The following is a 12,833-nucleotide window of genomic DNA, read 5'->3' as shown; positions in this document are numbered from 1 at the left end:
TTATTTTTCCTCCTTAATATCAACATATTTTGTTTTCATATTAAATGGGTTGAAGGGTCTTCCTCCACCCTCGTAAAACTTTCCGAAAAACTCTACATACTGCAGACGGTTGGTGTGCACATAGGCTCCCAGAAGGTTGATAGCCAAATTCAAAACATGGCCTACCACAAATACCAGGATAAATACAATAGCGCCCACAACTCCGCTTCCCATCATACTTCCCATGGAGTTAATAACGGAAGCAATAACGCCCGTAGCCAATCCAAGAGCCAGAAGTCTTGAATAGGACAGTACGTCACTGAGCCATCCCGTTACATTGTAGAGATCGTATGCTCCTAAGGCAATCCGCAATGCAAAGTTCTTATTAGCGCGTCCGGACATGAGACAGATGCCTGCCGCTCCTCCAATCGCCATCACCTTGGCCAAAGTATTCACCGCAGCCGGGAAAGTAAAGTACATCTGAGAAATGGATGCAAACATACTGCTTGGCAGGAACATCAAAATCAATCCCATCAAAAAGATAAGCCAGAGTCCTACATCACAGAAGCAATCCAGATACTTCTTATCCCTGATCAGCATATAGGCTTTCAGGCCAAGTCCCAGGAACATGTGAATGAGTCCGAACAGCATGGAATAAACCAGCATTTTCATCGGATCATTCAACGGAACAAACCAAAGGGCCTTGATGGTCACCTGGTTTCCGAAGAAAGTTCTTGACACTACGTCCACCACATCTCCGAAATATCCGCCAAAAAGCACGCCCCATACTAACGTGGACACGCCGCAGTACATAAACAGCCGAAGAGATTTCTGCATTCCCTCTCCCATACGGGGAAACTTTTTAAGTATAATAGCGCAAGCTAAAAAGACAATGAATCCATAGGCTGCGTCGGAAAGCATCAGTCCGAACAGGAAGATGTAGCACCACGCCATAATAGCGGTGGGATCAATCTCGCCCTTACCCGGAAGTCCAAAGGACTCCACAACTCCCTCAAAGGAAGCCGCAAGCTTGCCGTTCTTAAGAAGAATCGGCGGTACGTCCTCTTCCTCCACGTCCGAAACCTCGACACTTAAGGTAAAGCTCTTCTCCAGCTCCTGTCTTATAGCCTCTGCTTCCACCTTCGGCACATAACCTGTCAGCAAAAATGTGTTCTTGGACTGAATCAGCCCTCCCAACACCTCATATTTATCCAGTCTCACCCGGTAGTAATCAGCTGCCAGCTCCAAATCTCTTCTGGATTCTCCAAAAGAGCCGATCTGAGAAATGATCTCTTCATTCTTTTTAACCAGAGCCTCTCTCTTTTTCCGAAGCTGTTCCTGACGGTCCGCCGGCAAAAGGCTTCCAATTTGAGACGGCCTCGCAAAGCCTATGCTTCGCAGCCCCTCTTCCATGGCAGCAGCGTCTTTCTTTCCGCAAAGTACGCAGAGGTAGGTTTGATCTCTGTCTGTGGAAATCACCTCCGCAAAAAAAGCCTCCACATCGGGAACGGCTTGGGTTACTGCTGCATAAAGCTGCTCGGTGTTCATTAGCTCAGAAACGGTTCCCACAAAACCCACTGTTTTTTTCGTTCCCATAAAATTCATGGGAACATCCAGATTCTTCCAGGGTTCCAGCGCTTCTATCTGGTTCTCCCGTTTCTGAATGTTTGCATTGTTCTCTGCTATCTGTCTGGAAAGGGACACCAACTGGCGTGCCTTTGACATGATTGCATCCTGCCCTCTAATGACACTGTTGTACTTCTCTGAGTCTACCAGTGCCTTACCTTCCAGTGAGGCCAGCATGCCTTTCTTTTCCGGAACATATTCCTGCAGTATCTCTAAAGCGCGCTCCGCTACCTGTGCATTCTTTTCAAAAATATTCCTGGAGCTGGACGTATCCATCTTCTTAAAAACTTCATCTTCTTCCACATTGGCATCAATCTCTACAACGCCCTTTTGCTGAAGAAGCTCCAGAAGCTTTTTTCTGTCCTTTTTCATTGCACAGATGCCAATCCGCTGCATCTCCAATACTGCCATATACATCCCTCCTTTCATTGACTTATCCACGCCCCTTGGATATACAGGGATACCCGCAGGGTGTTTCATTAATTCGCCCAGTTTTTGGGCGTACGGGGTTACCTCATCTTTTGGGGCACTCCTCTTTTGGGCCTACGCAGCTCTCTTTAGATCAGCCCGGAGGTTACGGCCTGTACCGCTTTTTCTTCCTCCTGTGCCGCAAGGGCTTTCAATGCGTCGGCTTCTTTCTGTGCTTTGGCGGCCGCCTCTTCCATGAGCTTGCTGCCGGTCTCCTTAGCCTCCTGCATACGCATAGCCCCCTTTTCCTTAGCCTGTGCCGCAGCCTTCTCCTGAACCTCTTTGGCCTCTTCTTTCGCCTGGGCGATTAGTTTTTCGCTCTGTTCCTGGGCTTCCTTAAGAATCGCCTCTGCCTGGGCTTCCGCTTCCTTCACAGCTTGAACTGCTTCTTGAACCACTCAATCACCACCTGTTCTCTTTCAATATCATGTAATAGAATACTCTTACATACACCCTTAAATATTAGCATTTCTTCTTTATCAAGTCAATGTGTAAAACAACAATTTTGTCTGATATTTCCCTCATTTTTACTTGATTTAACAATATTTTTGCAATCAAAGTCACAATTAAAGTACTCATATTGTCTTGAACCCAAAACACAAAGTATGATATGATGAAATTCAATCTGTTATTCAAAAATTTGAAAGAAAGATATGAGGAATGAATACGATGCTACAGACTATTACAGACATCAACAGCGCAGTCAATAATATTGTCTGGGGAATCCCGGCCATGGTCTGCATTATCGGCGTAGGACTTTATTTAAGCTGCCGTATCCATTTTATCCAATTCCGCAAGTTCGGTCACACCTTTCGGGTAACTATCGGAAAGCTCTTTGCCCGTTCAGATGCCGCCGAGGGATCCGTTACGCCTTTCCAGGCGGTCTGTACCGCACTTGCCGCCACCGTAGGCACGGGTAATATCGCCGGCGTGGCCGGTGCTATCGCTATCGGAGGCCCGGGAGCCGTATTCTGGATGTGGGTTTCCGCCCTCCTTGGAATGTGTACGAAGTTTTCCGAAGTAACTCTGGCAGTTCATTTTCGTGAAAAGAACGAACACGGAGACTGGGTCGGCGGACCTATGTATTACATAAAAAACGGGCTTGGGCCCCGGTGGAGATGGCTGGCCGTGATATTTTCTATTCTGGGGGTTCTTACCGTATTTGGCACGGGAAATGCCACACAGGTTAACACAATCACTACGGCTGTTAATACCGCCCTTTTGAATTATAATATTGTTTCCGAAGCTTCTCTGGGCACCCTTAATCTGATTATCGGTATTGTGATTATGATTTTGGTTGCTTTGATTCTTCTGGGCGGCATAAAGAGAATCGGCCGTGTTACGGAGCGTCTGGTTCCATTTATGGCCGTATTTTATATTATTCTGGCTATTGGCGTGATTCTGATTCATATTCAAAATGTTCCCGGCGTATTTGCTTCTATTTTTCAGGGTGCCTTTTCACCCTCCGCTGTTACAGGCGGCGCTGTTGGGACTATGTTTCTCAGCTTGAAAAACGGTGTTTCCCGGGGTATTTTTTCCAACGAAGCAGGCCTTGGTACCGGCTCTATCGCTCATGCGGCGGCGGATACGAAAGATCCGGTTAAGCAGGGATATTTCGGCATTTTTGAAGTGTTTACAGATACGATTATTATCTGTACGACTACGGCCTTGGTTATTCTCTGCAGCGGCGTTCCTGTAGGCTATGGGGCGGCAGCCGGTGCCGAACTGACTATCAGCGGCTTTACCGCAACTTATGGAAACTGGGTGTCCATTTTTACCGCTGTGGCTCTTTGCTGTTTTGCTTTTTCCACGATTCTTGGGTGGGGGCTTTACGGAACACGGTGTATTGAGTTTTTGCTGGGTTCCAGGGCAAATAAGCCCTTTATGCTTGTGTATTCCGCCGTTGCCATTCTTGGAGCCACCGTGAATCTGGGACTTCTCTGGAGTATTGCGGATACCTTCAACGGATTGATGTCAATTCCCAACCTGGTTGCTTTGTTCCTGCTGGGCGGAACTATGGTGAAATTGGTGAAGGATGCGGATAAGAAATAGCTAAGAAATTTATACTTGAAAGATTATTTGTTATTCCCCACAATGTATTTGTTAAAAGTTCTCTTGAATTTTACCAAATCACTGTGGGGAATTTTTTATTTCAAATTATATCAAACATATAAAACCGCACTGTCGCAGCTTGTAAAAAGAACTTGATTTTCTTTCATAAAGTAGTAAAATAGAATTTGCAGATGACAATGCTTGGATTATGTCTGAGCCGTCATGTGCACAATGGGCTCGTGGCTCAGTTGGGAGAGCGCTGCGTTCGCAACGCAGAGGTCGAGGGTTCGAATCCCTTCGGGTCCAGTCGCCGTACTAAGGGGTCTCACATTCGTAGGAGGACTTTTTAGTGCCTGCACCAAAGAAGAAGTCTGACGCAAAGGCGGATTTTTTGGTCATATCGGAAGCATAGCTCAGCTGGGATGAGCGTTCGCCTCACACGCGAGAGGTCATGGGTTCGAGCCCCATTGCTTCCATAATCATATTGAAAAATCCGCAGGCGTCGTAGTACTGCGGATTTTTTGTTTTCACATTTTCGTGAACTGTGGATACGGAAAATTGTTCCCAAATCCCTCTTACTCTCTCATAGTAAACCAATAATCTCCCGATCCTGTCTCCAACACATACTCATCTTTGATTTTCTGATATGGCACCTGACATTCCAGAAGCTCACTTCCCACAAGCCTCAGTTCTGCTGTTGTATTTACAGGAACTGTTATGTGATATTCAATCTTATCCTCCGTCCGTTTCCACCCGCTTACAATCTTTCCATACATACTTTCATAAGCAAATTCGGCCGAATCCAATTCTTTCCCCAACCGGGGGCAAATTTGAAACTTCTTATACCCCGGCACTTCTTCACATATCTTCAGCCCGGTTATATCCCTGTAGATCCATTCCGCTATGGAACCATACGCATAATGATTAAAAGAATTCATTCTTGGATTCCACAAGGTCCCGTCCGGGCGGATTCCATCCAGATGCTCCCAAACCGTAGTCGCTCCTTTTGTGACCTGGTACATCCAGGAAGGATATTCCTTTTTAAACAGCAATTTATATGCTGTTTCCACTTGACCATATTTGGTCAGCGCATGGCAGATATACGGAGTTCCTACAAATCCCGTAATCAAATCATAATTTGTTTCCTTCAGCCATTCCGCCAGCTTTTTCATATAATTTGATGCCAGCTCCTCCGATACCAGCCCAAAATTCGCTGCCAAAACCAATGCCGTCTGAGTCTTTACCGTAAGCTCACCATCCTCATCCACATATTTTTCCTGAAATGCCTTTAAAATATTGTGATGCAGCTCCCGATAAATCTTATATTCTTTATCACGACCGATAACCTCTGCTGTTTTATAAAGGATTTCTGTTGACTTTGCAAAATATGCGCTCGCTACATAATCCACATCCGTAGCTCCCACAAAGCTTCCATATGGCGCATCCAGAGCTACCCAGTCTCCCAGTTGATGCTGTCCCTCCCATGTATATTCACAGGGGCCCTGTTTTCGGATAAATTCCACGTATTTCTTCATACTGTCAAACTGTTCTTCCAGAATGCGCTTATCACCGAACGCCTGATACAGATTCCAGGGAACAACTGTTGCACAATCCCCCCAGGCCGCTGCCACCTTTTCGCTTTGACCTGTATATCCAACCAAATCATAGGCATATGTATCATCATAAATATCCGGCACGACCCATGGCACACCGCCGCTGGGAAACTGCTCTGCCGCAACATCATGAAGCCATTTTCGCAGAAATAAAGGGGTTTCCATCTGCAGAGCCGCCGTGTCACAGAATATCTGGATGTCTCCCGTCCAACCCAGCCTTTCGCATCTTTGCGGACAATCCGTAGGAATATCCACAAAATTTCCTCTCTGTCCCCATAAAATATTCTGTGTAAGCTGTTGCAGGTTTTCATCGGAACAATGAAATTTTCCCGTCTGGGAAATGTCAGAGTACAGAACTATCCCTTCAAAATCTTCTTTTTTGATTTCTCCAGGATACTCCTCAATCAATACATACCGAAATCCCTGGTATGTAAAATGAGGCTCAAAGACTGCCTCCTGTTCATCCTTAAGTATATATTCCACTCTTTGCCGGGCACCCTTCAGATTCTCGCTGTAGAAGTTCCCCTCCGAATCTAAAATTTCCCCATGTCTTAATACAACACGCTCTCCTGCTTTTCCCTTAACCCGGAACCGTACATGTCCGGCCATGTTCTGTCCCATATCCAGTATCTGCTGACCATTGGGCGAACGAAGCAATTCGACGGGACGCAGCACCAGCTTTTCCCGTACAGGCGGACATTCCTGAGCGTGAAGAATATCTTTTGCCGCAGCTCCCATAACTCTTACATGAAACCAGTCCTCAAAGCCACAGCCATAGGTATCAAACAGAATCTCTTTTTGAGCGTCATATGTCTCACCATGATAAATTTCCGAGCAGATTACCGGTCCCCTATAGGAAGACTGCCATGTTCCATCCGACAGAATTTTTTCCACAGCTCCATCCTCATATGTCATATGAAGCTCCATAATAAGCGCCTCTCTTCCTCCGTAAAGGTTCCGCCTGGATCGCCATCCCAATTCGCCCTTATACCATCCGCTTCCAATAGTAGCTCCTATGGCATTTCCTCCTTCTTTAAGCATATCTGTTACATCATACACCTGATACAGCGTCCGCTTATTATAAGAAGTCCATCCCGGTGTCAGAAAATCCCGTCCTACCTTCTTTCCATTTAGCCACAGCTCATACAAACCTTTGGCTGTAACATAAATTCTTGCTTTCGTCACCCGTTTTCCTATTTGAAATTCCTTTCTCAAAATGGGGCAGGCCGTTTTGGGCGCTTTATAATCATATTCCGGTGTAATCCAGTCAGCTTCCCAGTCTTTCCAGCTCATCATAGCCATTTCAAAGCGTCCGATATCACTCCAATCAGTTTCCGTTTCTTCCTGATCCCACACCTTCACACGCCAAAAATATTCCGTAAAGCTTGTAAGCGTCTCCCCGTTATACACTATTTGAATGGACTCGTCCGAATCCACCTTCCGGGAATCCCAGGCCAGCTCCCGAAACTCATCATCCTTCGAAACCTGAATATGATATGCTTTTTGATATATATTTTGGCTGTCATCAGCCAATTTCCATGCAAATCTCGGTGCGGCCGTATCCAGCCCTATGGGATTATGCTGATATTCCACAGTTATATCCTGTATTTTCATTTCTCTACCTCCATCAGACCGTCAAGTCCTATTGAATTATAATTTCCATTTCCGTTCCTTTTCCCAGTTCACTATAGATCGAAAACCGGGCCTGAGCTCCATACAGAATTTCCAAACGCTCTTTGATATTATCAATGCCAATGCCATGGCCGCTCTGTTTTGCCTTCACCGTTCCATTCATAATTTCTTCAATTTGTTCCCGGCTCATTCCGCAGCCATTGTCCGCCACGCTGATATACAATGCATCTGTTTTCTCTACTCGAATGGTAAGGATCCCCTTAATGCTTCCATCGTCCTCATCAACCAGCCCATGGACAAGTGCATTCTCCACCAATGGCTGAATAATATTTTTCGGAATTTTCAAGTCTTTTACCCCTTCTTCCAGAAACCAATGCACCTCTACATCACCGCCATAGTGATATTCCTGTATCGTAAGATATTTTTTTACCATATTGGTCTCTTGCGCCACCGTATCATAAATCTGAAAATTTTTTACTCGTAACCGATCCCTCAAAATATTTGACAAGGCAACCGCTACTATTTCCACGTCCTTCATTCTTCCCTGTTTAGCCAGATATTTGATGGTATTTAATGTATTGCAGCAGAAATGCGGATCTATTTGGCTGATAAGCAGACCGTATTTCATTTCCTGTTCTGTCTCTATGCTTTTTACAATTTTTTCAATGTAATTCTGTAATTCCTCACTCAGATGGTTAAATGTTTGACTCAAATAACCAATCTCATCATCACTCTCCATGGGAAGCTTAACCGCAAAATCCTTTGCCGCCACCCGCTCCATTGCTTTTGCAAGCTGATGGACCGGCTTTGTTACTCTTTTTACAATATAAACCACAATGAGCAGTGTACTGATCAACAGCACAACGGACATTAACAGTATCAGCAGCACAGGTTCCTTGATTGCATAAAAAATATTTCTTGTGGAAACAAAAGATATGGAGCGGTAAGATGCATTATCAAGGCTTTGAATAAACAAAACCCCTTTCAAACTCTTTTGTATGGGATCGCTGTTTTTACCAAAGCCTATGAGCTTATCAAGCCCCGCCTGTTCCCCCTCAAAAAGCGCTTCTCCATCCCGCATACTCCAATACTGTTCCTCAAATTCATCATGATAGTGGCGCATAATTCTTCCCAAAAGATCTTCATACCGCACAAAAACCGTTAACGTAAACTTCCGGTTTTTCATCCGATAGCTTTTACTGTAAGCAATCAATTTTACCGGAACACTATTTTTTACAATTGAGATTCCTTTCGAAAAACCGCCGCTGTAGCTATTCTCCCGTATTCTTGCATACCAGTCAGAAACCAGAAGTTCTTCCTCTTCTTTCGCCAAATCCAGTATGGAGGTAACCCTGTCTCCTCCTTCCATTTCCAAAACAACCGCTTCAATTCCCTGTTTCAGGTTCTTGGTATTATATAAAACCGTTTCTAAATCAAATCGCACCGCCGCATCGGATGGGGTCTGCAGATAGGCATTCATCTTTTTCATAATGTCTTCCGAATAAGCAATATAATTGGCATATTCCTTCACCGTGTTCAATGCGGCATCCACTTCATCCAGAATATATTCATTTTGAGTGTTGTAATTAACAACTGCCTGATCCCATAACGGAGAAATGATAAAAACATAGCTTAATAATATACTTGCAGCAAAAACGATTGTATAAATCTGCAATGCCAGCAATATGGTTTTTTTCTGCAATTTCGCTTCATTCATTGTTCTCATTCCCGTTTTTGTATTCCAAAGGAAAATATCCTGTTTCCTTATGAAATACTTTACTCAAATACTGGCTATTGGCATACCCAACCATTTCCGCAATTTCATATACTTTATATTCCGATGTTCTTAGAAGCTTTTTTGCCGTTTCTATCCTTACCTGGGTAAGATATTGTATAAGTGTCTGCCCCGTTTCCGCTTTAAAAAGAACACTGATGCGGCTTTCACTGATATTCAGAAATTCAGCAATATCAGATACCTTTAGCTGGCTGTCCGTATAGTGCTCCTTAATATACAAGACGGCCTTTTCCACCTCTGCTCTGCCGGTTTTCTGCGAATTCCCTTTTCCTGGTATGCGCCGTTTTTCTATCCACTCGTAATATTGCCCAAGCCATTTTATGATTTCTGTAAAATCATAGAGGGGCTTGTCCATAAAATCGCTTTCCGCCAAAAAGCCAAGAACATTCCTTCTTTCAGCGGCTAAAGCCCGATACGCCAGCCGCATATTCCGCAAAAAGGGCAGTGCCATGTTTTTGTATAAATAACATGCATCATATATTTCCCGCAGCTTCTCCAAAAACTTTTTTTCATGGATAGCAGCAGCAAAATAATCCCCGGAAACCATTACGGCGCTTCTCTCTTCTTTTCTCCATGGATTTTCCGTAATGCCGTATGTTTTTCCGGTCCCAAGATAAAGCTTTGCAGACGTTATTCCGTTTTGGTTCATTAACTGCTCATACAGCTCCGAAAATCTCATAGGAAAGAGGGATACATATGCCGTATAGCGTGCTCCCCATGCATTAGCCGCACTGCTTCTTATCTTTTCTGACACATAGTAACTTTTTTGCTGCTCCTTATACCGGCTCCTTTCCTGGCTTTCCAGCCCCAGCAAAATCCGGTTTTCCGGTAAAATACTGAAGACTTCTACTTTAACTTTACAATTCGCCGCTATTTTCAGGCTCAATTCCAAAAGCTCCGGCAGGTTTGGTGCCTTCACTTTTAATTCCCACTTTTCTTCCAGAGCAATCGGCAAATTCTGCTCTACCAAAATATAAGAATGCTCTTTACTCCAAAAATCATACAATGCTTTATCCTTGTATGCCCTTTTTATATAGTCCTCTCCCATCTGAAAATAATCCGCAATTGCTTTCTGGAACATGATCTGGGAAATTCTTGCCTGGTCCAAAATCAGACTTTTTAATGCATTCAGCTTTTCCTCCATATAACTGCCGTCTATCTCATCTTTAATAAGATAATAGTCTATCCCCAGCTGAACGGCCTGCCTTGCGTACTCAAATTCTCCATAGGAGGTAAGGAGCACCACCCGGATATCTTTTGAACATTCTTTTATTCTTTTACTCACCTCAATACCATCCATGTGCGGCATACTGATATCCGTAATAACAAGATGCGGAGAGCATTGGTCAAACAGCTTCAATGCCTGCTTTCCATTGTAGGCTGTCCCCACAATTTCATAGCCCAGATTTTCCCAGTCCACAATCTCTTTCATATAAGATATTGCCAGCCGATCATCATCTACAAGCAGTACTCTGATTTTTTCCATAATTGCTCTCCGCTTTTACCATTTATGTAATTAACTTTTTTCGTCTTTGCTTTGCTATTAATTCTCCAATTTTTTCAGTATTTGTAGATAGGGAAACCGCAATCACAAGAAATATTCCCAATGCAATATCCTGTGCAGGGGCCGGAAATCCCAATGCCACAAGGCCGGAAAACAATGTTGATATCATAAAAGAGCCTATAAAAATCCCCGCCGGAAGCCCCACATAATCCTGCAGCTGGACTCCTACAATCATAGCCATCAACGGCTTAAAGGACATTGACAGGCTTTCCATATTCAACTGGGCCGACATAGAGGTTGCATAGCTCATCTGAATGATCGCCGCAATTCCGATAAAAAAACTTCCCACAACATAGGCCAAAAATTTAGTTTTATCCACATTGATTCCATTATTTTTTGCGATAATCTCATCACCGCTGATAGCCCTTACATTATAGCAAAACTTTGTTTTATAGTAAACGCAGTAAAATAGCAGTGTAGTTATCATTATCACCACTACATTCCAGGGAACTCCGCCTAAAATCGTAAGCTCCTTGTCCAGCTTCAGGAAGGCCATACCATTTGTAACCTTTGAGCCAATCACTTCAAAGATCATGGCAATCACCAGGGAAACCACAATAGATGGAATCCGAAAGTATCGGAATACCAGACCGCAGATTGCGCCTAACAGCACACTGCTTATAATCGTTACCACCACAAACCCCATAAGGCCCATATGATAATTCATTGCCGCAATTCCGCCAATCATGCTGGATGCAATAATTCTGGAGCCTATACTTAAATCCAGCATTCTCATAGATCTTCCAAATACCATTCCATAGGCGCACAGCAGCGGCATAAATGACTGAATCAAAATAGCTCTCAACACCCCTGTACCCACGAAGCGTTCTCTCGCTGTTATAAGAAACAAAAGGTAAATTGCCACCGGAAAAAGTATGGAGGCCGCTATCCCTTTTTGCTTTTTACCATTCACTCTTTTTCCTGCTCCTTTTCTATTATTCTTTTACCAAGTCCTTGTGGCGTTCAATTACACTGTCAATCGTATATTCTTCCGCCACCTTCAGGAAACTGTCACGGGTAATGCTGTCATTTTCCCACTTAAAGAACATTTCCTTTGTTTCATCCGGTGTATAAGTGGAAACTCCGCCTTCACAGTATTTAAAATAATTTATTACGTCTTCTTCGCTTTCCAGAATCATCTGATTGATACGTACGGACATTGGTTCCTCTGACAAAGCCGTTCCTTTAATCTTATTTAATACCATTGTTGTGGCAAACAGCGGGTCTGTTACATTGTGGCCGCCGCATGCCGCAAGCATATAACCGCTGCTAAATGCATCCTGCAATCCCTGGGGATAATCAATAATCGTGATTTTTACGTCCTGCCTGTTATATTGATCCAGCACACTGGTAATTGCCGGAAGAATTCCAGGCGTAATGGTTCCTGCTGCAATAAAGATTCCGTCTACCTCCGGATGTGTTGTGAGCACACTTTCAATAGACTGAGCGGCATCAGACGCCTGAGCAGTTGCCCGGAACTCATTAATCACAGTCATGCTGTATTCCTCACAAGCCTGATTCATTCCATCTTCTCTCTGTGCTCCCGTAGTATCGCCAAGTGCCGTTGAGAAAAGAACAATATTTTTACATCCGGCTTCTCCCATTTTCGCCGTCAGGTTATAGCCTGCCATAAACTCGTCTTCATAAGTATTTCCAAGATAATACTCTGAAGCTTCTATCTCCGCTTTAATATCCTCATCCAAAATGGAACGGTAATAGATCGCCCAGGGGATTTTTGCGGTCTCACACATTTCTTTAATTCTGGGAAGCACGGAATCTGATGCCGGAATCACCACAAGCCCGTCTACGCCTGCCGCAATCAGCCGCTCATATGCCTGAATATTTCCTTCCGGTGTTAAAGCTGCATTTTCAACCAGAAGCGTCCCTCCTGCGGACTCCACAAGCTCCGTTACATTATCCATAGTCTGCTGCTGCATCTGATCAATACTTGTAGGGAATCTCATACCAATTACAAAAGGCTCCTCCTCAGCCGCCTTCGGTCCGCATCCCATTACTCCTGCCGTCGCTAACACGCACAAGCATAAGCATAATACATAAGATATCATTTTTTTCTTCATATTTTACCTCTTTTCTCTATAATTAT

8 protein-coding genes and 2 tRNA genes are annotated in these 12,833 nt (G+C 44.1%); 3 read left to right on the top strand and 7 right to left on the bottom strand.

Annotated features, from left to right (window positions below):
• On the bottom strand, positions 1-2,016 hold the full coding sequence (locus VSQ61_RS04925; protein WP_334343332.1) for a V-type ATP synthase subunit I: 2,016 nt from the start codon (positions 2,014-2,016) through the stop codon (positions 1-3).
• A 146-nt stretch (positions 2,017-2,162) separates the two neighbouring features.
• The gene (locus VSQ61_RS04920) at positions 2,163-2,471 is read right to left on the bottom strand and encodes a hypothetical protein (protein WP_334343331.1); all 309 of its coding nucleotides are present in this window, start codon (positions 2,469-2,471) and stop codon (positions 2,163-2,165) included.
• Between the two features lie 271 nt (positions 2,472-2,742).
• Here VSQ61_RS04920 and VSQ61_RS04915 point away from each other — a divergent pair, with 271 nt between their 5' ends.
• The 3 genes from VSQ61_RS04915 (at position 2,743) to VSQ61_RS04905 (ending at position 4,601) form a co-directional block, all read left to right on the top strand.
• Positions 2,743-4,125 (top strand): alanine/glycine:cation symporter family protein, encoded by a 1,383-nt coding sequence (locus VSQ61_RS04915; protein WP_334343443.1) that lies wholly within the window; start codon positions 2,743-2,745, stop codon positions 4,123-4,125.
• Positions 4,126-4,358: 233 nt separating this feature from the next.
• A tRNA-Ala gene (locus tag VSQ61_RS04910) sits at positions 4,359-4,431 on the top strand.
• 96 nt (positions 4,432-4,527) lie between these two features.
• Positions 4,528-4,601, top strand: a tRNA-Val gene (locus VSQ61_RS04905).
• Positions 4,602-4,700: 99 nt separating this feature from the next.
• On the opposite strand, the gene VSQ61_RS04900 is transcribed toward VSQ61_RS04905, so the two are convergent.
• Genes VSQ61_RS04900 through VSQ61_RS04880 form a run of 5 tightly spaced genes read right to left on the bottom strand, consistent with a single transcriptional unit; the run spans position 4,701 to position 12,807 of the window.
• Complete coding sequence (locus VSQ61_RS04900) at positions 4,701-7,352, bottom strand: family 78 glycoside hydrolase catalytic domain (protein ID WP_334343330.1); 2,652 nt, start codon at positions 7,350-7,352, stop codon at positions 4,701-4,703.
• A 28-nt stretch (positions 7,353-7,380) separates the two neighbouring features.
• A complete protein-coding gene (locus tag VSQ61_RS04895) occupies positions 7,381-9,087 on the bottom strand; it encodes a sensor histidine kinase (protein WP_334343329.1) in 1,707 nt (568 codons plus the stop codon).
• Positions 9,080-10,651: a response regulator transcription factor gene (locus tag VSQ61_RS04890; protein ID WP_334343328.1), complete on the bottom strand. Its 1,572-nt coding sequence runs from the start codon at positions 10,649-10,651 to the stop codon at positions 9,080-9,082. Before VSQ61_RS04890 ends, VSQ61_RS04895 begins: the two co-directional genes overlap by 8 nt.
• Positions 10,652-10,673: 22 nt before the next feature.
• Positions 10,674-11,642 (bottom strand): ABC transporter permease, encoded by a 969-nt coding sequence (locus VSQ61_RS04885; protein WP_334343327.1) that lies wholly within the window; start codon positions 11,640-11,642, stop codon positions 10,674-10,676.
• Positions 11,643-11,664: 22 nt separating this feature from the next.
• Entirely contained in the window at positions 11,665-12,807 is a 1,143-nt protein-coding gene (locus VSQ61_RS04880; protein ID WP_334343326.1) for a sugar ABC transporter substrate-binding protein, read from the bottom strand.
• Positions 12,808-12,833 lie beyond the last annotated feature (26 nt).

Source organism: Candidatus Merdisoma sp. JLR.KK006 (assembly GCF_036941035.1).
Lineage (GTDB): Bacteria > Bacillota > Clostridia > Lachnospirales > Lachnospiraceae > Laedolimicola.
Note: the sequence above shows the minus strand (reverse complement) of the source record. Positions and strands in the feature narration are given on the sequence as shown.